This is a genomic window from Burkholderia sp. Bp8991, assembly GCF_003853795.1.
GTDB lineage: Bacteria > Pseudomonadota > Gammaproteobacteria > Burkholderiales > Burkholderiaceae > Burkholderia.
The window spans coordinates 40,414-60,840 of record NZ_QTQJ01000012.1; the positions used below are offsets into that span (position 1 = coordinate 40,414).

General features: G+C 65.5%; 26 protein-coding genes and 1 tRNA gene. 26 read left to right on the top strand and 1 reads right to left on the bottom strand.

The genetic code is table 11. From position 1 onward, the window contains the following. Positions 1-137: 137 nt before the first annotated feature. From DIE02_RS15835 to tatC, 19 genes are all read left to right on the top strand, one after another. A complete protein-coding gene (locus DIE02_RS15835; protein WP_044845961.1) occupies positions 138-1,064 on the top strand; it encodes an ABC transporter ATP-binding protein in 927 nt (308 codons plus the stop codon). Further along, the gene (locus tag DIE02_RS15840) at positions 1,061-1,816 is read left to right on the top strand and encodes an ABC transporter permease (protein WP_044845960.1); all 756 of its coding nucleotides are present in this window, start codon (positions 1,061-1,063) and stop codon (positions 1,814-1,816) included. Before DIE02_RS15835 ends, DIE02_RS15840 begins: the two co-directional genes overlap by 4 nt. Positions 1,817-1,866: 50 nt before the next feature. Further along, the gene (locus DIE02_RS15845) at positions 1,867-2,106 is read left to right on the top strand and encodes a BolA family protein (protein ID WP_006477131.1); all 240 of its coding nucleotides are present in this window, start codon (positions 1,867-1,869) and stop codon (positions 2,104-2,106) included. 14 nt (positions 2,107-2,120) lie between these two features. Beyond that, positions 2,121-3,470: a UDP-N-acetylglucosamine 1-carboxyvinyltransferase gene (gene murA / locus DIE02_RS15850; protein WP_124487855.1), complete on the top strand. Its 1,350-nt coding sequence runs from the start codon at positions 2,121-2,123 to the stop codon at positions 3,468-3,470. Continuing rightward, positions 3,467-4,120, top strand: a complete 654-nt coding sequence (gene hisG, locus DIE02_RS15855) for an ATP phosphoribosyltransferase (RefSeq protein WP_006751807.1) — start codon at positions 3,467-3,469, stop codon at positions 4,118-4,120. The genes murA and hisG overlap by 4 nt, the downstream gene beginning before the upstream one ends. 24 nt (positions 4,121-4,144) lie before the next feature. Further along, positions 4,145-5,461 carry a histidinol dehydrogenase gene (gene hisD / locus DIE02_RS15860; protein WP_044845958.1) on the top strand — a complete coding sequence of 439 codons (1,317 nt, stop codon included), beginning with the start codon at positions 4,145-4,147 and terminating at the stop codon, positions 5,459-5,461. Between the two features lie 122 nt (positions 5,462-5,583). Beyond that, on the top strand, positions 5,584-6,657 hold the full coding sequence (gene hisC, locus DIE02_RS15865) for a histidinol-phosphate transaminase (protein ID WP_124487856.1): 1,074 nt from the start codon (positions 5,584-5,586) through the stop codon (positions 6,655-6,657). Positions 6,658-6,722: 65 nt separating this feature from the next. Continuing rightward, positions 6,723-7,310 (top strand): imidazoleglycerol-phosphate dehydratase HisB, encoded by a 588-nt coding sequence (gene hisB / locus DIE02_RS15870; RefSeq protein WP_006751804.1) that lies wholly within the window; start codon positions 6,723-6,725, stop codon positions 7,308-7,310. Positions 7,311-7,372: 62 nt separating this feature from the next. After that, on the top strand, positions 7,373-7,993 hold the full coding sequence (locus tag DIE02_RS15875; protein WP_044845956.1) for a YchE family NAAT transporter: 621 nt from the start codon (positions 7,373-7,375) through the stop codon (positions 7,991-7,993). Continuing rightward, positions 7,990-8,631, top strand: a complete 642-nt coding sequence (gene hisH, locus DIE02_RS15880; protein ID WP_044845955.1) for an imidazole glycerol phosphate synthase subunit HisH — start codon at positions 7,990-7,992, stop codon at positions 8,629-8,631. Before DIE02_RS15875 ends, hisH begins: the two co-directional genes overlap by 4 nt. Positions 8,632-8,794: 163 nt before the next feature. After that, positions 8,795-9,550 (top strand): 1-(5-phosphoribosyl)-5-[(5-phosphoribosylamino)methylideneamino]imidazole-4-carboxamide isomerase, encoded by a 756-nt coding sequence (gene hisA, locus DIE02_RS15885; RefSeq protein ID WP_034183653.1) that lies wholly within the window; start codon positions 8,795-8,797, stop codon positions 9,548-9,550. A 104-nt stretch (positions 9,551-9,654) separates the two neighbouring features. Beyond that, positions 9,655-10,428, top strand: coding sequence for an imidazole glycerol phosphate synthase subunit HisF (gene hisF, locus DIE02_RS15890; RefSeq protein WP_124487857.1), 774 nt, complete (start codon positions 9,655-9,657; stop codon positions 10,426-10,428). After that, the gene (gene hisI / locus DIE02_RS15895) at positions 10,428-10,844 is read left to right on the top strand and encodes a phosphoribosyl-AMP cyclohydrolase (RefSeq protein WP_124487858.1); all 417 of its coding nucleotides are present in this window, start codon (positions 10,428-10,430) and stop codon (positions 10,842-10,844) included. Before hisF ends, hisI begins: the two co-directional genes overlap by 1 nt. After that, positions 10,841-11,206 (top strand): phosphoribosyl-ATP diphosphatase, encoded by a 366-nt coding sequence (locus tag DIE02_RS15900; protein ID WP_044845953.1) that lies wholly within the window; start codon positions 10,841-10,843, stop codon positions 11,204-11,206. The genes hisI and DIE02_RS15900 overlap by 4 nt, the downstream gene beginning before the upstream one ends. 71 nt (positions 11,207-11,277) lie before the next feature. Beyond that, positions 11,278-11,670, top strand: a complete 393-nt coding sequence (locus DIE02_RS15905) for a hypothetical protein (RefSeq protein WP_124487859.1) — start codon at positions 11,278-11,280, stop codon at positions 11,668-11,670. A 29-nt stretch (positions 11,671-11,699) separates the two neighbouring features. After that, positions 11,700-12,065 (top strand): histidine triad nucleotide-binding protein, encoded by a 366-nt coding sequence (locus tag DIE02_RS15910; protein WP_044845951.1) that lies wholly within the window; start codon positions 11,700-11,702, stop codon positions 12,063-12,065. Between the two features lie 93 nt (positions 12,066-12,158). After that, positions 12,159-12,389, top strand: a complete 231-nt coding sequence (gene tatA, locus DIE02_RS15915; protein WP_044845950.1) for a Sec-independent protein translocase subunit TatA — start codon at positions 12,159-12,161, stop codon at positions 12,387-12,389. Positions 12,390-12,415: 26 nt separating this feature from the next. Beyond that, positions 12,416-12,946 carry a Sec-independent protein translocase protein TatB gene (tatB, locus tag DIE02_RS15920; RefSeq protein WP_124487860.1) on the top strand — a complete coding sequence of 177 codons (531 nt, stop codon included), beginning with the start codon at positions 12,416-12,418 and terminating at the stop codon, positions 12,944-12,946. 41 nt (positions 12,947-12,987) lie between these two features. Then, positions 12,988-13,770: a twin-arginine translocase subunit TatC gene (gene tatC, locus DIE02_RS15925; protein ID WP_044845948.1), complete on the top strand. Its 783-nt coding sequence runs from the start codon at positions 12,988-12,990 to the stop codon at positions 13,768-13,770. 242 nt (positions 13,771-14,012) lie between these two features. Here the strand turns inward: tatC and DIE02_RS15930 are convergent, their stop codons facing one another. Next, positions 14,013-15,218 (bottom strand): Do family serine endopeptidase, encoded by a 1,206-nt coding sequence (locus tag DIE02_RS15930; RefSeq protein WP_044845947.1) that lies wholly within the window; start codon positions 15,216-15,218, stop codon positions 14,013-14,015. Positions 15,219-15,239: 21 nt separating this feature from the next. Between DIE02_RS15930 and DIE02_RS15935 the strand changes: the two genes are divergently transcribed. The 7 genes from DIE02_RS15935 (at position 15,240) to DIE02_RS15965 (ending at position 20,378) form a co-directional block, all read left to right on the top strand. After that, positions 15,240-15,986 (top strand): Nif3-like dinuclear metal center hexameric protein, encoded by a 747-nt coding sequence (locus DIE02_RS15935; RefSeq protein WP_124487861.1) that lies wholly within the window; start codon positions 15,240-15,242, stop codon positions 15,984-15,986. A gap of 218 nt (positions 15,987-16,204) precedes the next feature. After that, entirely contained in the window at positions 16,205-16,825 is a 621-nt protein-coding gene (petA, locus tag DIE02_RS15940) for a ubiquinol-cytochrome c reductase iron-sulfur subunit (protein WP_124487917.1), read from the top strand. After that, entirely contained in the window at positions 16,822-18,204 is a 1,383-nt protein-coding gene (locus DIE02_RS15945) for a cytochrome bc complex cytochrome b subunit (RefSeq protein ID WP_124487862.1), read from the top strand. The genes petA and DIE02_RS15945 overlap by 4 nt, the downstream gene beginning before the upstream one ends. Before the next feature lie 21 nt (positions 18,205-18,225). Further along, entirely contained in the window at positions 18,226-18,984 is a 759-nt protein-coding gene (locus DIE02_RS15950; RefSeq protein WP_124487863.1) for a cytochrome c1, read from the top strand. 94 nt (positions 18,985-19,078) lie between these two features. Then, entirely contained in the window at positions 19,079-19,690 is a 612-nt protein-coding gene (locus DIE02_RS15955) for a glutathione S-transferase N-terminal domain-containing protein (RefSeq protein WP_006400565.1), read from the top strand. A 71-nt stretch (positions 19,691-19,761) separates the two neighbouring features. Continuing rightward, the gene (locus tag DIE02_RS15960) at positions 19,762-20,283 is read left to right on the top strand and encodes a ClpXP protease specificity-enhancing factor (RefSeq protein WP_044845942.1); all 522 of its coding nucleotides are present in this window, start codon (positions 19,762-19,764) and stop codon (positions 20,281-20,283) included. A gap of 19 nt (positions 20,284-20,302) precedes the next feature. Then, positions 20,303-20,378: transfer RNA gene (locus tag DIE02_RS15965), tRNA-Thr, on the top strand. Positions 20,379-20,427 lie beyond the last annotated feature (49 nt).

Below are 20,427 nucleotides of genomic sequence, written 5' to 3' on the forward strand. Positions count from 1 at the left end.
CGCCTTAGGCGCCGGCTCCACCAGCCGGTTTGCCCTATAATCAAGCGTTTTGCGGGGCAGCCAATCGGCGTCCGGCCCCCATTTTCTTTCGCAGCAAGCACAGAATAGGCGTCGCGGCCCCTGCGCCGCGCACAGTCATGTCAGCCATAGAAATCCGTCACGTCAAGAAGCGCTACAAATCGCTTCAGGCGCTCAAGGGCGTCAGCCTGTCGGTCGAGGAGGGCGAGTTTTTCGGTCTGCTCGGCCCGAACGGCGCAGGCAAGACCACGCTCATCAGTATCCTCGCCGGGCTCGCCCGGGCCGATGAAGGCAGTATCTCGGTGCGTGGCCACGACGTCGTCAAGGACTTCCGCGGTGCGCGCCGCGCGCTCGGCGTCGTGCCGCAGGAACTCGTGTTCGACCCGTTCTTCACCGTCCGCGAGACGCTGCGGATCCAGTCCGGCTATTTCGGGCTGCGCCGCAACGACGACTGGATCGACGAAGTGATGGCCAATCTCGACCTCACCGAGAAGGCCGACGCGAACATGCGCGCGCTGTCGGGCGGCATGAAGCGCCGCGTGCTGGTCGCACAGGCGCTCGTGCACCGGCCGCCCGTGATCGTGCTCGACGAGCCGACGGCCGGCGTCGACGTCGAGCTGCGCCAGACGCTGTGGAAATTCATCTCGCGGCTGAACCGCGAAGGCCACACGATCGTCCTGACCACGCATTACCTCGAGGAAGCCGAGTCGCTGTGCGACCGCATCGCGATGCTGCGCCGCGGGGAGGTCGTCGCGCTCGACCGCACCGACGCGCTGCTGCGGCGCTTCGCGGGGTTGCAGCTGTACCTGCGACTGGCAACTGGCGCGCTGCCCGCCGAGCTGCGCGGGCTGGAGACCGATCCGGCCGCACGCGCGCCGGGCGAGCATCTGCTGCGTCTCGCGAGCTACGACGATGTCGAACGGATTCTCGCGCAGTGTCGCGCGGCGGGCTGCACGTTCGACGAGATCGAGGTCCGCAAGGCCGACCTCGAGGATGTGTTCGTCCAGGTGATGAACGGAGCAGAAGTCGTCGAGGGATTGGCATGAGCGGTTTTCAAACGCTGTTCTACAAGGAACTCCTGCGTTTCTGGAAGGTGTCGTTCCAGACGGTGTGCGCACCGATCGTGACGGCGCTGCTGTACCTGACGATCTTCGGCCACGCGCTGTCGGGCCGCGTCGAGGTGTATCCGGGCGTCGAGTACGTGAGCTTCCTGGTCCCCGGCCTCGTGATGATGAGCGTGCTGCAGAACGCATTCGCGAACAGCTCGTCGTCGCTGATCCAGTCGAAGATCACCGGCAACCTCGTGTTCGTGCTGCTGCCGCCGCTGTCCTACAAGGACATCTTCGGCGCGTACGTGCTCGCGTCCGTCGTGCGCGGGCTCTCGGTCGGCGCGGGCGTGTTCGTCGTGACGATCTGGTTTATCCCGATGCATTTCGCGGCGCCGCTGTTCATCATCGCGTTCGCGCTGCTCGGCTCGGCGATCCTCGGCACGCTCGGGCTGATCGCCGGGATCTGGGCCGAGAAGTTCGACCAGCTCGCCGCGTTCCAGAACTTCCTGATCATGCCGCTGACGTTCCTGTCCGGCGTGTTCTATTCGACGCACTCGCTGCCGCCCGTGTGGCGCGAGATCTCGCGTCTCAACCCGTTTTTCTACATGATCGACGGCTTCCGTTTCGGGTTCTTCGGCGCGTCCGACATCAACCCGCTCGCAAGCCTCGCGATCGTCACCGGTTTCTTCGTGCTGCTCGCGATGTTCGCGATGCGGCTGCTCGCGACCGGCTACAAACTGCGTCATTGATATCGACGGCGGCGGCCGCCACGGGCGGCGCGCACCGACAGGAGCCCCTCATGTTGCCGACTCCCGAACAGGTCAAGCAATACATCGCCGGCGGTCTCGCCTGCACTCATCTGGAAGTCGAAGGCGACGGCCAGCATTTCTTCGCGACGATCGTGTCGGCGGCCTTCGAAGGCAAGCGGCCGATCCAGCGGCACCAGCTCGTCTATGCGGCGCTCGGCGATCGCATGAAGCAGGAAATTCACGCGCTCAGCATGAAGACGCTGACGCCCGCCGAATGGCAGAACGCATAAACCGGAACCACTGAGTGCAAGTCACCGTCAACGAGCGCGACGCCGTCCAGAGCGTCGCCACGGCACACCCGGCCGCCAACGGGGAATCGCAGGGACATGGGATGGACAAGCTGGTGATCGAAGGCGGTCGCCGGTTGTCGGGCGAGATCGTCGTGTCGGGCGCGAAGAACGCCGCACTGCCGATCCTGTGCGCGGGGCTGCTCAGCGCCGAGCCGGTCGAACTCGACAACGTGCCGAACCTGAAGGACGTGCGCACCACGCTGAAGGTGCTGAACCAGATGGGCGTGAAGAGCGAAACGGACGGCTGCCGCGTGCAGCTCGACGCATCGCGCGTCGACAACCTCGTCGCGCCGTATGAGCTCGTCAAGACGATGCGCGCGTCGATCCTCGTGCTCGGGCCGCTGCTCGCGCGCTTCGGCGAGGCCAAGGTGTCGCTGCCGGGCGGCTGCGCGATCGGCGCGCGGCCGGTCGACCAGCACATCAAGGGCCTGCAGGCGATGGGCGCCGAGATCAGCATCGAGCACGGCTTCATCGAGGCACGCGCGAAGCGCCTGAAGGGCGCGCGCATCGTGACCGACATGATCACGGTGACGGGGACGGAAAACCTGCTGATGGCCGCGACGCTGGCCGACGGCGAGACGGTGATCGAGAACGCGGCACGCGAGCCGGAAGTGAGCGATCTCGCACACTTGCTGGTCGCGATGGGCGCGAAAATCGACGGCATCGGCACCGACCGCCTCGTGATCCAGGGCGTCGAGCGGCTGCACGGCGCACGCCATTCGGTGATTCCCGACCGCATCGAGGCCGGCACGTTCCTGTGCGCGGTTGCGGCGGCGGGCGGCGACGTGATGCTGACGGGCGTGCGCCCGCACATCCTCGACGCGGTGATCGACAAGCTGCGCGAGGCCGGCGTGTCGATCGAGGAAGGCGACAGCTGGTTGCGCGTGAAGATGGACCGCCGCCCGCAGGCGGTGACGATCCGCACGTCGGAATACCCGGCGTTCCCGACCGACATGCAGGCTCAGTTCATGGCTCTCAATTCGGTCGCGACGGGCACCGCGCAGGTCGTCGAGACCATCTTCGAGAACCGCTTCATGCACGTGCAGGAGCTGAACCGGCTCGGCGCGAACATCACGATCGACGGCAACACGGCGCTCGTGACGGGCGTCGACAAGCTGTCCGGCGCGAACGTGATGGCGACCGACCTGCGCGCGTCGGCGAGCCTCGTGATCGCCGGGCTGCGCGCCGAAGGCGAAACGCTCGTCGACCGCATCTATCACCTGGACCGCGGCTACGACCGCATGGAAACCAAACTGACCGCCGTCGGCGCGAACGTGCGCCGCCTCTCCGGGAGCCAAGCATGACCGCGCCGCTGACCCTCGCCCTGTCGAAGGGCCGGATTTTCGAGGAAACCCTGCCGCTGCTGGCGGCCGCCGGCGTGCAGGTGGCCGAGGATCCGGAAACGTCGCGCAAGCTGATCCTGCCGACGACCGATCCGAACCTGCGCGTGATCATCGTGCGCGCGAGCGACGTGCCGACCTATGTCGAATACGGCGCGGCCGACTTCGGCGTGGCCGGCAAGGACGTGCTGGTCGAGCACGGCGGCTCGGGCCTCTACCAGCCGATCGATCTGAACATTGCACGCTGCCGGATGTCGGTGGCCGTGCCGGCCGGTTTCGACTACGCGAACGCGGTGCGCCAGGGCGCGCGCCTGCGGGTCGCGACCAAGTACGTCGAAACGGCACGCGAACACTTCGCCGCGAAGGGCGTGCACGTCGACCTGATCAAGCTGTACGGCTCGATGGAGCTGGCGCCGCTCGTCGGGCTGGCCGACGCGATCGTCGACCTCGTCAGCTCGGGCGGCACGCTGAAGGCGAACAATCTGGTCGAGGTCGAGGAGATCATGGCGATCTCGTCGCGCCTCGTCGTGAACCAGGCTGCGCTGAAGTTGAAGCGCGCGGCGCTCAAGCCGATTCTCGACGCGTTCGAACGCGCGTCGCAGAATGGCAATTGAGCGCATCACCGTAACGGAACTTCCATGGCCATCACCATCCGCAAACTCGATTCGACCAGCGACGGCTTCGACGCCGCGCTGCGTGCGGTGCTCGCGTTCGAGGCGAGCGAGGACGAAGCGATCGAGCAGTCGGTCGCGCAGATTCTCGCCGACGTGAAGTCGCGCGGCGACGCCGCGGTGCTCGAGTACACGAACCGCTTCGACCGGCTGGACGCCAGCAGCGTCGCCGCGCTCGAACTGCCGCAGGACGCGCTGCAGACGGCGCTCGACGGCCTCGCGCCGAAGGCGCGCGCGGCGCTGGAAGCCGCCGCCGCACGCGTGCGGGCGTACCACGAGAAACAGAAGATCGAGTGCGGCACCCATAGCTGGCAGTACACGGAAAGCGACGGCACGGTGCTCGGCCAGAAGGTCACGCCGCTCGACCGCGTCGGCCTGTACGTGCCGGGCGGCAAGGCCGCCTATCCGTCGTCGGTGCTGATGAACGCGATTCCCGCGCGGGTCGCGGGCGTCGGCGAGATCGTGATGGTCGTGCCGACCCCGGACGGCGTGAAGAACGACCTCGTGCTCGCCGCGGCGCTGCTCGGCGGCGTCGATCGCGTGTTCACGATCGGTGGCGCGCAGGCGGTCGGCGCGCTCGCGTACGGCACGGCCACGGTGCCGGCGGTCGACAAGATCTGCGGGCCGGGCAATGCGTACGTCGCGTCGGCCAAGCGCCGCGTGTTCGGCACGGTCGGCATCGACATGATCGCCGGACCATCGGAAATCCTCGTGCTGTGCGACGGCACGACCGATCCGAGCTGGGTCGCGATGGACCTGTTCTCGCAGGCCGAACACGACGAACTCGCGCAGTCGATCCTGCTGTGCCCGGACGCCGCGTTCCTCGAGCGCGTCGAGAAGGCGATCGACGAGCTGCTGCCGACGATGCCGCGCCAGGACGTGATCCGCGCGTCGCTCGAAGGCCGCGGCGCGCTGATCAAGGTGCGCGACATGGCCGAAGCGTGCCGGATCGCGAACGACATCGCGCCCGAGCACCTCGAGATTTCCGCGCTGGAGCCGCAGCAATGGGGCCAGCAGATCCGCCACGCCGGCGCGATCTTCCTCGGCCGCTACACGAGCGAAAGCCTCGGCGACTACTGCGCCGGCCCGAACCACGTGCTGCCGACCTCGCGCACCGCGCGCTTCTCGTCGCCGCTCGGCGTGTACGACTTCATCAAGCGCTCGAGCCTGATCGAAGTCAGCGCCGAAGGTGCGCAGACGCTGGGCGAGATTGCTTCCGAACTCGCATACGGCGAAGGGCTGCAGGCGCACGCGCGCAGCGCCGAACTCCGGATGAAGGGGTGACCCGCGCGCCGGAGCCGATGCCGACGCATCGACTCCGGACGACGAGGAGACCAAGCGCAGGGCGGCAGCCGCCGCCCTGCCGACCAATTTGACGCCGGCGCGACGCACGCCGGCTTGAGACCATGACGACGCCACAAGACATCATCCGCCGCGACGTGCTCGCAATGACGAGCTACCCGGTGCCCGACGCGAGCGGGTTCGTGAAGCTGGATGCGATGGAGAACCCGTATTCGCTGCCGGCGCCGCTCGCGGCGGCGCTCGGCGAGCGCCTCGCGCAGGTCGCGCTGAACCGCTACCCGGCGCCGCGCCCGGGCGCGCTGCTCGACAAGCTGCGCCGTGCGATGGGCGTGCCGGCCGCGTGCGACGTGCTGCTCGGCAACGGTTCGGACGAAATCATCAGCATGATGTCGGTGGCCTGCGCGAAGCCGGGCGCGAAGGTGCTCGCGCCGGTGCCGGGCTTCGTGATGTACGAACTGTCCGCGAAGTTCGCGCAGCTCGAATTCGTCGGTGTGCCGCTCAAGGCCGATCTGACGCTCGACGCCGACGCGATGATCACGGCGATCGCCGAGCACCGGCCCGCGATCGTCTATCTCGCGTACCCGAACAACCCGACCGGTACGCTGTACGACGAAGCCGACGTCGAGCGGATCATCGCGGCCGCGCGGCACAGCCTGATCGTGATCGACGAGGCGTACCAGCCGTTCGCGGAGCGCTCGTGGCTGCCGCGTGCCGCCGAGTTCGACAACGTCGTCGTGATGCGCACGGTCTCGAAGCTCGGCCTCGCGGGAATCCGCCTCGGCTATCTCGCCGGGCTGCCGACGTGGCTGACCGAGTTCGACAAGGTGCGCCCGCCGTACAACATCAACGTGCTGACCCAGGCGACCGCCGATTTCCTGCTCGACCACCTCGACGTGCTCGACGCGCAGGCGGCCGAACTGCGTGCGGAACGCACGCGCCTCGCGCAGGCCGTGGCCGCGCTGCCGGGCGCGACGGTGTTCCCGAGCGCCGGCAATTTCCTGCTGGTGCGCGTGCCGGACGCGGCGGCCGTGTTCGATGCGTTGCTCACCGAGCGGGTGCTGGTCAAAAACGTGAGTAAAATGCATCCGTTGCTGGCCGAATGCGTGCGGCTGACCGTCGGTTCTCCCGACGAAAACGCGCGCCTGCTGGCTGCCTTGAAACTCGCGCTGCCCGGTTGACCCCAGGGCGCGGCGGCGCGCGACGATCAATCCCCATTTACATCAGACTCAATCAAGGAATTGCCATGCGTGTGGCGGAAGTCGTTCGCAATACCAGCGAAACGCAGATCCGTGTGAAGCTCGATCTCGACGGTACGGGCCGGCAGAAGCTGGCCACCGGCGTGCCGTTTCTCGACCATATGCTCGATCAGATCGCGCGACATGGTCTGATCGATCTCGAGGTCGAAGCGCATGGCGATACGCATATCGACGACCACCATACGGTCGAGGATGTCGGCATCACGCTCGGTCAGGCCGTCGCGAAGGCGATCGGCGACAAGAAGGGCATCCGCCGCTACGGCCATTCGTACGTGCCGCTCGACGAGGCGCTGTCGCGCGTCGTGATCGACTTCTCGGGCCGGCCGGGTCTCGAATTCCACGTGCCGTTCACGCGCGCGCGGATCGGCACGTTCGACGTCGACCTGTCGATCGAATTCTTCCGCGGGTTCGTGAACCACGCGGGCGTCACGCTGCACATCGACAACCTGCGCGGGATCAACGCGCACCACCAGCTCGAAACGGTGTTCAAGGCCTTCGGCCGGGCGCTGCGTGCGGCGGTGGAGCTCGACGAGCGCGCGGCGGGGCAGATTCCGTCGACGAAGGGCAGCCTCTAACTTTCGAACGGACAGGACGCCACGGACAACCTCACGGCTTCGGCGCGGCGCGCCGGCTTGCGATGGATCTGCTCAAATCGTTCATTTCCCTGCTCGCGCTGATCAATCCGGTCGGCGCGGTGCCGTTCTTCCTGAGCCTGACGGCGCAGCAGACGGACGACGAGCGGCGCCGCACGATCCGGATCGCGTCGGTGTCGGTGTTCTGCGTGATGACGGTGACGACGCTGCTCGGGCAGCAGATCATCGACTTCTTCGGCATATCGGTCGGCTCGCTCGAAGTGGGCGGCGGGATCATCATGCTGCTGATGGCGATCAGCATGCTGAATGCTCAGGCCGGCAACACCCGCTCGACGCCGGAGGAGCGCCATGAAGCCGAGCAGAAGGACAACATCGCGGTCGTGCCGCTGGCGATTCCGCTGCTCACGGGCCCCGGCTCGATCAGCACGGTGATCATCTATGCGGCGAACTCGCATCACTGGTATGAGCGAGCCGGGCTCGTCGCGATCGGCGCGGCGCTGGCTCTGCTGTGTTTCTTCGCGATGCGGCTTGCCGAGCCGATCGCGAACTGGATCGGCCGCACCGGCATCAACATCGCCACGCGGCTGATGGGTTTGATGCTGTCGGCGCTGGCGGTGGAATTCATCGTCAATGGACTGAGGGCGCTACTGCCTGCACTGAGATGAAAACTTCGATTGCGATTGTGGATTATGGGATGGGCAACCTGCGCTCGGTCGCGCAGGCGCTCAAGAAGGCCGAACCGGCCGCCGACGTGGCGATCGTCGACACGCCGGCCGCGATTCGCGCGGCCGACCGCGTCGTGCTGCCCGGCCAGGGCGCGATGCCCGACTGCATGCGCTGCCTCGGCGAATCGGGGCTGCAGGAAGCGGTGATCGAGGCGTCGCGCACGAAGCCGCTGCTCGGCGTGTGCGTCGGCGAGCAGATGCTGTTCGACTGGAGCGCGGAAGGCGACACGAAGGGCCTGGGCCTGCTGCCCGGCAAGGTCGTGCGCTTCGAGCTCGACGGCCGGCTGCAGGACGACGGCTCGCGCTTCAAGGTGCCGCAGATGGGCTGGAACCGCGTGCGCCAGTCGCAGCCGCACCCGCTGTGGGACGGCGTGCCCGACGACGCGTATTTCTACTTCGTTCACAGCTATTACGTGAGCCCGGACAACCCGGCGCACACGGTCGGCGAAACGGCCTACGGCGCGCCGTTTACGTCAGCGGTCGCGCGGGACAATCTCTTCGCGACCCAATTCCACCCCGAGAAAAGCGCGGAAGTCGGGTTGCGTCTGTATCGCAACTTCGTACACTGGAAGCCGTGAACGTGGTGCGCGAGCCACAGTTGACAGGGCGCAAACGCCTGTCGTGCGGGGCTCGCACGCTTAAGCACCGAAAGAGTTGTACTAAACTAGCGAGACGGCGCGGCACCGGTTTGGCCGGTGCGCGCCGGATTCTTTTCATTTTCCACGACGACACCCGATTGCTATGTTGCTGATTCCGGCCATCGATCTCAAAGACGGTCAGTGTGTGCGCCTCAAACAGGGCGATATGGACCAGGCCACGATTTTCTCCGAGGACCCGGCGGCGATGGCCCGCAAGTGGGTCGATCTCGGCGCCCGGCGGCTGCATCTGGTCGACCTGAACGGCGCATTCGCCGGCAAGCCGAAGAATCTCGAGGCGATCGAAGCGATCCTCGACGAAGTCGGCGACGAAATCCCCGTTCAGCTCGGCGGCGGCATCCGCAGCCTCGAGACGATCGAGAAGTATCTCGACGCGGGCCTGTCCTACGTGATCATCGGCACCGCGGCCGTGAAGGATCCGGGCTTCCTGCAGGACGCGTGCACCGCGTTCGCGGGCAACATCATCGTCGGCCTGGACGCGAAGGACGGCAAGGTCGCGACCGACGGCTGGAGCAAGCTGACGGGTCACGAGGTGATCGATCTCGCGCAGAAGTTCGAGGACTACGGCGTCGAGTCGATCGTCTACACGGACATCGGCCGCGACGGGATGCTGCAGGGCATCAACATCGAGGCGACCGTGAAGCTCGCGCAGGCGGTCGGCATTCCGGTGATCGCCAGCGGCGGCCTGTCGAACCTCACGGACATCGAGAACCTGTGCGAAGTTGAAGAGCACGGCGTCGAAGGCGTGATCTGCGGCCGTGCGATCTACTCCGGCGATCTCGATTTCGCGGCCGCGCAAAAGCGCGCGGACGAACTGAACGGCGAACTCGACAACGCGTAACCGCGGTGTCCCGTTCGCCGGGGCTGCCCGCAGGCGGCCCCGACCGGAAGCCTCGCGCGAGGCTTCCGCAACCGGCCGTTCCACCGCGGCCTATGGCGTACATCATGGCTCTAGCTAAACGCATCATCCCCTGCCTGGACGTGACTGCCGGGCGTGTCGTCAAGGGCGTCAACTTCGTCGAGCTGCGCGATGCCGGCGACCCCGTCGAAATCGCCCGCCGCTACGACGACCAGGGCGCCGACGAACTGACGTTCCTCGACATCACCGCGACCTCCGACCAGCGCGACCTGATCCTGCCGATCATCGAAGCCGTTGCGTCGCAGGTGTTCATTCCGCTGACCGTCGGCGGCGGCGTGCGCGCCGTCGAGGACGTGCGGCGCCTGTTGAACGCCGGCGCGGACAAGGTCAGCATGAATTCGTCGGCGGTCGCGAACCCGCAGCTCGTGCGCGACGCGGCCGACAAGTACGGCTCGCAGTGCATCGTCGTCGCGATCGACGCGAAGCGCGTGTCGGCCGACGGCGAGGCGCCGCGCTGGGAAGTCTTCACGCACGGCGGCCGCAAGGGCACTGGCCTGGATACGATCGAATGGGCGCGCAAGATGGCCGAACTCGGCGCGGGCGAGATCCTGCTCACGAGCATGGACCGCGACGGCACGAAGTCGGGCTTCGACCTCGCGCTCACGCGCGGCGTGTCGGACGCGGTGCCGGTGCCGGTGATCGCATCGGGCGGTGTCGGCTGCCTGCAGGATCTCGCGGATGGCATCAAGGACGGCCGCGCGGACGCGGTGCTGGCCGCCAGCATCTTCCACTACGGCGAGCACACGGTCGGCGAGGCGAAGCGTTTCATGGCCGAGCAGGGCATCGCGGTGAGGCTGTGATGAATACGCAAACGAAATCCTTGCCCGCGTGGCTCGACAAGGTCCGCTGGGACGACAACGGCCTCGTGCCGGTGATCGCGCAGGAAGCGTCGACGAACGACGTGCTGATGTTCGCGTGGATGAACCGCGAGGCACTGGCGAAGACGATCGAGACGCAGCGCGCGGTCTACTATTCGCGCTCGCGCAAGCGCCTGTGGTTCAAGGGCGAGGAGTCGGGCCACGTGCAGCACGTGCACGAGGTGCGGCTCGACTGCGACGAGGACGTCGTGCTGCTGAAGGTCGAGCAGGTGTCGGGCATCGCCTGCCACACCGGCCGGCATTCGTGCTTCTTCCAGAAATTCGAAGGTACGGTGGACAGCGGCGACTGGGTCGCGGTCGATCCGGTGCTGAAAGACCCCGAACACATCTACAAATGACGCAATCGACCGAAGACACGCTGCTGCGCCTCGCGGCCGTGATCGATAGCCGCAAGGGCGGCGACCCCGAACAATCGTACGTATCGCGCCTGTTCCACAAGGGCGACGACGCGGTGCTGAAGAAGATCGGCGAAGAGGCGACCGAAGTCGTGCTGGCCGCGAAGGACGTGCGCCAGGGCGGCGCGCCGACGGCGCTGGTCGGCGAGGTGGCCGATTTGTGGTTCCACTGCCTCGTGATGCTGTCGCATTTCGACCTGAGCCCGGCCGACGTGATCGCCGAACTCGAGCGCCGCGAAGGGTTGTCGGGCATCGAGGAAAAGGCGCTGCGCAAGCGCCGCGAGCGCGAGGAAAACGGCGGTTGACGGCTCGCGGCCTGCCGCGCCGGCGACAGTGCGGTAAGCTGTAAGAATTGTCATCCAACGGGGGTAGCATCATGACCGATACGCCGAGCCAGCTTCCGACGCCGTCGGTGCCGGGTGCAGCGGACGCCGAGCGGCTGAACGGTTTGCGCACGTTGACGCACGTGCTGTACGGCCTCTACGCGATTCATTGGCTGACGGGCGGCGTCACCGGCCTGATCGCGATCATCATCAACTACGTGAAGCGCGGCGACGTGGCCGGCACGCCGTACGCCGACCATTTCGAGTGGCAGATCCGCACGTTCTGGCGCGCGCTGATCGCTTACGTGATCGGCTTCGCGCTGATGTTCGTGGGCGTGGGATTCGTCATCATGTTTGTCACGTGGATTTGGACGCTGTACCGTATCATCAAAGGTTGGCTGTACCTGAACGACAACAAGACGCTCGATCCGCAGGCCTGGTTCTGACCGGCGCGCGGGCGTTTCGCAGGAGCAACATGAGTCACGATCCGAATTGCCTGTTCTGCAAGATCGCGGCGGGCGAGATCCCGAGCACGAAGGTGCACGAGGACGACGAATTCGTCGCGTTCCGCGACATCCGCCCCGCGGCCGAGACGCATGTGCTCGTGATTCCGCGCCGGCACGTGCCGACGCTGTCGGCGGCGAGCGAGGCCGACGCGCCGATGCTCGGCCGGCTGATGCTGCTGGTCGCGCGTCTGGCCGACCAGCTCGGCGTCGCGTACACGGGTGGCGAAACCGGTTTTCGCACGGTGATCAACACGGGCCCCGGCGGCGGGCAGGAGGTTTACCACCTGCACGCGCACATTCTGGCCGGCCCGCGCCCGTGGCTGCGGATGGGTTGACGTCGCGGGGCGTTTCCCCGCATCGATAGTCGAAGCCGGCGTGCCGCCGGCGATTTGCGCCGCGACGCGGCGTGGTTGAGGAGAGGTTTCATCATGGGTGGATTGAGCATTTGGCACTGGCTGATCGTGCTGCTGATCGTCGCGCTGGTTTTCGGTACGAAGAAGTTGCGCAACATCGGCAACGACCTCGGCAGCGCCGTGAAGGGTTTCAAGGACGGTATGAAGGACGGCGAGACGCCGGCGGACGCGCAGCAGCTGCCGCGCAACGGCTCGGTCGACGTCAACGCGAAGGAAACGACGCGTTCCGACTCGAACAAGGCGTAACGCCGGCACGCTGACAGGCATTCGCGATGCTGGATCTCGGTCTTTCGAAGATGGCGCTGATCGGCGTCGTCGCGCTCGTGGTGCTCGGCCCCGAGCGCCTGCCGCGCGTCGCGCGTACGGCCGGCGCACTGTTCGGCCGCGCGCAGCGGTACATCAACGACGTGAAGGCCGAGGTCTCGCGCGAAATCGAACTCGACGCGTTGCGGACGATGAAGACCGATTTCGAGACGGCCGCGCGCAATGTCGAGACGACGATTCACGACAACCTGCGCGAGCACGAGAAGGAACTGAACGACACGTGGAACTCCGCGGTCGGCGGCCTTAACGAAGGCTCGGTCGATGCCGGTACGTACGGCTCCGACACGCCCGCGGCGCCGTCGTGGCACGGCAGCACGGCCGCGCTCGCGCCGAAGCGTCGCAACTGGCGTGTGAAACAGGCGGCGACGCCTGTCTGGTACAAGCGCGCGACGACCCGCCGCACCCACGTGCAGTCGGGCGCCGCGCGTGTCGCGCGCCACCAGCCGGCCAGCCTGCGCCGGCCGACGCGCTTCTTCTGAGCCGAGCGCATGCTCGCTCGTCAATCCTACCGAGGGCCGGTGTGAGCGACCCCCAGCAGAACCCGGGCGACGCCCCGGAAGAAACCTTCATTTCCCATCTCGTCGAGCTTCGCGACCGCATCATTCGCGCGGGGCTGGCCGTGATCGTCGTGTTCCTCGGGCTCGTGTACTGGGCGCCCGACATCTTCCGGCTGCTCGCGCGGCCGCTGATGGAAAACCTGCCGAAGGGCGGCAGGATGATCGTGACCGACGTCACCGGCTCGTTCTTCGTGCCGATGAAGGTCACGATGCTCGTCGCGCTCGTGATCGCGCTGCCGATCGTGCTGTACCAGATCTGGGCGTTCGTCGCGCCGGGGCTGTACCAGCACGAGAAGAAGCTCGTCGCGCCGCTCGTCGGCAGCAGCTATGTCCTGTTCCTGTGCGGGATGGCGTTCGCGTACTTCCTCGTGTTCCCGACGATCTTCCGCGTGATGGCGCACTACAACGCGCCGCTCGGCGCGGAGATGTCGACCGATATCGACAACTACCTGAGCTTCGTACTCGGGATGTTCATCGCGTTCGGCGTCACGTTCGAGGTGCCGATCGTCGTCGTGCTGCTCGTCCGAATGGGCGTGCTGACGTTGAAGAAGCTGAAGGAGATGCGGCCGTACGTGATCGTCGGCGCGTTCGTCGTCGCGGCGGTCGTGACGCCGCCGGACGTGTTCTCGCAGCTGATGCTCGCGTTGCCGCTCGTCGTGCTGTTCGAGATCGGGCTGCTGGCCGCGCGATTCTTCGTGCCGAAGCCGACGGAAGAACCCGAGGCGGAGAACGGCGCCGCGAGTTGATGCGGGACCGGTGCGCGGCGGCCGGCATGATCGCGGTCGTCGATACGGCCCCTCGACAGCGTTGAAGCCGCGCGCGCCGACCGGATGGCGCAGATCGCGAGGGTGCCCGCAGCTTCTTCACCGTGAAGAAGGCATGCCGGAGCAACGCCGCCGGACCAAAGCAACAGGGCAGCCGATCAGGCTGCCCTTTTTTGTTTCCGTCCTTGGCCGGCAAGCGGCGCCGGTACGCCGCCCGCCGGAGATCATTCGCTGTCGCTGTCCTGTTCGTCGAGCGCCTGCTTCGGCGGCGGCGGGCGCTTGCCGATCACGACCTTCACGTCGAACTCCTTGCCCTTGCGCACGACATGCACCTTGGTCGGCGTGCCCGGCTTGATCTGCGCGACGGTGTTCAGCAGCTTCGTCGTGTCGGTGATGTCGTCGCCGTTCACGCTCACGAGGATGTCGCCCGGCTTGATGCCGGCCTTGTCGGCCGGCCCGCCCTGCAGCACGCCCGCGACGATCGCGCCCGACTTCTGCTGGAGCCCGAACGATTCGGCGATTTCCGGCGTGACGTCCTGCGGCTCGACGCCGATCCAGCCGCGCGTGACCGAGCCCGTCGTGATGATGCTTTCGAGCACGGTGCGCGCGGTCGACACGGGAATCGCGAAGCCGATGCCGAGCGAGCCGCCCGAGCGCGAGTAGATCGCCGTGTTGATGCCGAGCAGGTTGCCGTTGACGTCGACCAGCGCGCCGCCCGAGTTGCCCGGGTTGATCGGCGCATCGGTCTGGATGAAGTTCTCGAACGTGTTGATGCCGAGGTGATTGCGGCCGAGCGCGCTGATGATCCCCATCGTGACCGTCTGGCCTACGCCGAACGGGTTGCCGATCGCGAGCACGACGTCGCCGACCCGCGACTGGTCGGAACGGCCGAGCGTGATCGTCGGCAGGTTCGTCATGTTGATCTTCAGCACGGCGAGGTCGGTTTCCGGGTCGCTGCCGATCACCTTCGCGGTGCCCGTGCGGCCGTCGGCGAGCGCGACTTCGATCTGGTCGGCGCCGTCCACGACGTGCTGGTTCGTTAGAATGTAACCTTCAGGGCTCACGATAACGCCCGAGCCCAGGTTGGCGGCCGGTTCGTCGTGCTGCTTGCGCGCATTGCGGTCGCCGAAGAAGTAGCGGAACAGCGGATCCTTCGCGCGCGGATCGGGCGGCAGCGAGCCGTCCTTGCTGGAGAAGACGTTGACGACGGCGGGCATCGCCTTTTGCGCGGCCTCGGCGTACGACGTGGTCGCGGGGGCGCCGCCGATGCCCGGTGCGACTTCGCGCAGCGCGACGATCGGCGTGGCGAGCTGCTTGCCGAGCTGTCCTTGCCGTTGCAGCCATTGCGGCTTGAGCGTCACGACGATGAACATCAGCGCGAGCAGTACGGTCACCGCCTGCGCGAAGAACAGCCAGAAGCGTCTAAGCATCTGAAAGGATTAGAGGTTTATATGGATCGGATCGAACTTGAATTGTACTTGAACAATACCCTTGAAATCGCGCGCTTCAAGGACTATTGCCCGAACGGCCTCCAGGTCGAGGGGCGCCGCAAGATCGAGAAGATCGCCACCGGCGTGACGGCGTCGGTCGCGTTCCTCGAAGCCGCGCTCGAATGGGGCGCGGATGCGGTGCTCGTCCATCACGGCTATTTCTGGCGCAACGAGGCGCCGCAGATTACCGGCCGAAAGTACCAGCGGCTGAAGCTGCTGCTCGCGAACGATCTGAACCTGTTCGCATTCCACCTGCCGCTCGACGCGCACCCCGAGTTCGGCAACAACGCGCAGCTCGGCGAGAAGCTCGGGCTGCTCGGCGAGCAGCGTTTCGGCGATGGCGACCTCGGCTGGATGGCCACGCTGCCGATGCCCGTCTCGCTCGAGCACTTCGTCGCGAAGGTCGAGCGCACGCTCGGCCGCACGCCGCTCGTGCTAGGCGATCCGGAGATGCAGTTGCGCCGCATCGCATGGTGTACGGGCGCCGCGCAAAGCTATTTCGACGCGGCGATCGACGCGGGCGCCGACGTGTTCCTGACCGGCGAGGTGTCGGAATCCGTCACGCACGCGTCGGCCGAAAGCGGCGTCGCGTTCGTTGCGGCAGGGCACCACGCGACCGAGCGCTACGGAATCCAGGCGCTCGGCGCCCGCTTGTCCGAAGAATTCGATCTCGAACACCTTTTTATCGATATTCATAATCCGGTCTGAACGCCGGATTTGCGGCGGTGCATCGAAATTTCGCAATGTAGCGCATGCTTAAAAGAGAAATGATTTAATCGCTCCGATAGTGGGGGAAAACCCTTAACTATCAATTACTTCGAAGGGATTTTCGTCTCCGGGCCTTGTAAATGGCGACTCCATTCGCGCAAACTAGCGGCGGAATGAAAAGTCGTGACGGAAAATCCAACTCAGAAGTGGGGCGTGTGATGCGAGACAAGGAAGAGAAACGCGTCGACAGCGGCCGCCGTACCTGGCTGATTGCGACATCCGTAGCAGGTGGCGTGGGAGGCGTAGCCACCGTCATACCTTTCGCGGCGTCGCTTGCGCCGTCCGCGAAAGCGAAAGCGGCCGGAGCCCCGGTCGAGGTCGACATCAGCGGCCTGAAGCCCGGCGAGATGGTCACGGTGCCGTGGCGCGGCAAACCCGTCTGGATCCTGAATCGCACCGATTCGATGCTGGCCGACGTCGTCAAGGCCGACAAGGAAGTGGCCGATCCGACCTCGAAATCCCCGTATTCGATGCCGTTGCCCGCGTATTGCGCGAACGAATATCGCTCGCGGGCCGATCGCAAGAACATTCTCGTCGTGATGGCCGTGTGTACGCACCTCGGCTGCACGCCTAGCCAACGCTTCACGCCGGGTCCGCAGCCGAACCTGCCGGACGACTGGCCGGGCGGCTTCCTGTGCCCGTGCCACGGTTCGACCTACGACCTCGCCGGCCGCGTGTTCAAGAACAAGCCGGCGCCCCAGAATCTCGACATCCCGCCCTACATGTTCACCTCGGCGACGACCCTCGTGATCGGCAAGGACGAGAAAGGAGAAGCGTGATGGCCGACAACAAGGAAGTCTCCACGACAGGTCTCACCGGCTGGGTCGACCAGCGCTTCCCGCTCACGTCCACCTGGAAGAAGCACGTTTCCGAGTACTACGCGCCGAAGAACTTCAACTTCTGGTACTTCTTCGGCTCACTCGCGCTGCTGGTGCTCGTCAACCAGATCGTCACGGGCATCTTCCTGACGATGAACTACAAGCCCGATTCGACGCTCGCGTTCGCATCGGTCGAGTACATCATGCGCGAGGTGCCGTGGGGCTGGCTGATCCGCTACATGCACTCGACCGGTGCGTCGATGTTCTTCGTCGTCGTGTACCTGCACATGTTCCGCGGGCTGATGTACGGGTCGTACCGCAAGCCGCGCGAACTCGTGTGGATCTTCGGCTGCGCGATCTTCCTGTGCCTGATGGCCGAGGCGTTCTTCGGCTACCTGCTGCCGTGGGGCCAGATGTCGTTCTGGGGCGCGCAGGTGATCGTGAACCTGTTCTCGGCGATCCCGTTCGTCGGCCCGGACCTGTCGTTGTGGATCCGCGGCGACTACGTCGTTTCCGACGTCACGCTGAACCGCTTCTTCGCGTTCCACGTGATCGCGATTCCGCTCGTGCTGGTCGGCCTCGTGATCGCGCACCTCGTCGCGCTCCACGAAGTGGGGTCGAACAACCCGGACGGCATCGAGATCAAGGCGAAGAAGGACGCGGACGGCATTCCGCTCGACGGCATCCCGTTCCACCCGTACTACTCGGTGCACGATTTCTTCGGCGTCTGCGTGTTCCTGATGGTGTTCGCGCTGATCGTGTTCTTCTCGCCGGAGATGGGCGGCTACTTCCTCGAGTCGAACAACTTCGTCCCGGCGAATCCGCTGCAGACGCCGCCGGAAATCGCGCCGGTGTGGTACTTCACCGCGTTCTACGCGATGCTGCGCGCGACCACCGACCCGTTCAAGATCGTGCTGATGATCGTGATCGCGCTGCTCGGCGTGCTCGCGCTGATCCGTGCGCGCGGCAAGTGGAAGGTCGGGCTGCCGGTGCTGGCCGCGGCGATCGTCGTATTCATGTTCCTGACGGAATCGAAGTTCTGGGGCGTCGTCGTGATGGGCTCGGCGGTGATCACGCTGTTCTTCCTGCCGTGGCTCGACCGCAGCCCGGTGAAGTCGATCCGCTACCGGCCGCTGTTCCACAAGGTGTTCCTCGGGATCTTCGTCGCGGCGTTCCTGATCCTCGCGTTCCTCGGCACGCGGCCGCCATCGCCGGTCTCGACGCTGATCGCGCAGGGCTGTGCGCTGATCTACTTCGCGTTCTTCCTCGGCATGCCCGTCTGGACGCCGCTTGGCACGTTCAAGCAGCCGCCGGAGCGGGTGCGCTTCAAGCCCCATTAACGAGAGCGAGGAGAGAACGACATGAAGAAACTGCTTTCGACGCTCGCGCTGATCGGGGCGACGGCCGTCGCGCTGCTGGCGGCGCCGGCCGTGCACGCGGAGGGTAATTTTCCGCTCGACCGGGCGCCCGATAACACGGAAAATCTCGTTTCGCTTCAGCACGGCGCGCAATTGTTTGTAAACTATTGCCTGAACTGCCACAGCGCGAACCTGATGCGCTACAACCGTCTGACGGATCTGGGCATATCCCAGAAGGAGATCGAAACGAATCTCCTGTTCACGACCGACAAGGTCGGGAACACGATGTCCGTCGCGATGCGGCCCGAAGACGCGAAGAACTGGCTCGGCACGACGCCGCCCGACCTGTCGGTCGAGGAGCGGGCGCGCGGTCGCGACTGGCTGTACACGTATCTGCGGAGTTTCTACCGCGACGATACGCGGCCGAGCGGCTGGAACAACGCGGTGTTCGAGAACGTCGGCATGCCCCATGTATTGTGGCAACTGCAGGGGCAGCGCACTGCCAAATTCGAAGACAAGACGGACGAGGAGACGGGCGAGAAGGTCCACACGCTCGTCGGCTTCCAGCAGGTCACGCCGGGGACGTTGTCGCCGCCGGACTATGATGCTGCGGTGGCCGACCTGGTGGCCTATATGACATGGATGTCCGAGCCGGCCCAGCAGACCCGCAAACGCCTCGGCGTGTGGGTGCTGGTCTTTCTCGGTGTCCTGACTTTCCTGGCCTGGCGGCTCAATGCCGCGTACTGGAAAGATATCAAGTAAACACGCCTGACCGGCGTGGGGCCGGCGCAAGGCGGAACCCGTGAAAGGGGTTGCGCCGCGTGCCGGCCCTCGGCTTTTTTGAGGAAACGCAAATATGATGGTTCTGTATTCCGGCACAACTTGCCCGTTCTCCCAGCGTTGCCGGCTGGTGCTGTTCGAGAAGGGGATGGATTTCGAGATCCGTGACGTCGACCTGTTCAACAAGCCGGAAGACATCTCGGTGATGAACCCGTACGGTCAGGTGCCGATTCTGGTCGAACGCGACCTGATCCTGTACGAATCGAACATCATCAACGAATACATCGACGAGCGCTTCCCGCACCCGCAACTGATGCCGGCCGACCCGGTGCAGCGCGCCCGTGCACGCCTGTTCCTGCTCAACTTCGAGAAGGAGCTGTTCGTTCACGTCAGCACGCTCGAGAACGAGAAGGGCAAGGCAGCGGAGAAGAACCACGAGAAGGCACGCCTCGCGATCCGCGATCGCCTGACGCAACTCGCGCCGATCTTCGTGAAGAACAAGTACATGCTCGGCGAGGAGTTCTCGATGCTCGACGTCGCGATCGCGCCGCTGCTGTGGCGTCTGGATCACTACGGCATCGAACTGTCGAAGAACGCCGCGCCGCTGATGAAGTATGCCGAGCGGATCTTCAGCCGTCCGGCCTATATCGAAGCACTGACGCCGTCCGAAAAGGTCATGCGTCGTTGATGATGCAATGAGGGCAAGACGGAGCGGGCGGCGCGGCGTGCCGCGTGCCCGCTCCGGGTTCGAGGATTGTGATGCAAGAGATTTCAACGAAGCCTTATCTGCTGCGCGCGCTGTACGAGTGGTGCACCGATAACGGTTACACGCCGCATATCGCGGTGAGGGTCGACAACTCGACGCGCGTGCCGCGTCAGTTCGTGCGTGACGGCGAGATCGTGCTCAACATCAGCTTCGAGGCGACGAGCCAGCTGCAGATGGGTAACGAGTGGATCGAGTTCACCGCCCGGTTCTCCGGGAAGGCGCACAAGATCGAGATTCCGGTGGCCAACGTGCTCGCGATCTACGCGCGCGAGAACGGCCAGGGGATGGCGTTCCAGGTCGATGCGGTGGCGGGCGAGGGCGCGGATTCGGGCGCGTTCGAGGACGATGCCGAGCAGGCCGATGAGGTGCGGCGCGACGAGTCGCCTGTCGTGCTGGCGCCGGTTGCCGATCAAGGTGCGAACGAAGAACCGTCCGAAGGCGCCGACGAACCGCCGAAAACCGACGGGGATGGCTCGAAAGGCGGCAGCAGACCTCGCCTCAAGATCGTGAAATGAGGTAGAATCTCGCGCTTACGCCGGCTTAGCTCATCTGGTAGAGCAGTTGATTTGTAATCATCAGGTGGCGGGTTCGAGTCCTGCAGCCGGCACCATATTGAACGAAGGGCCGGGAGATTGATTCTCCCGGCCCTTTGTTTTTTG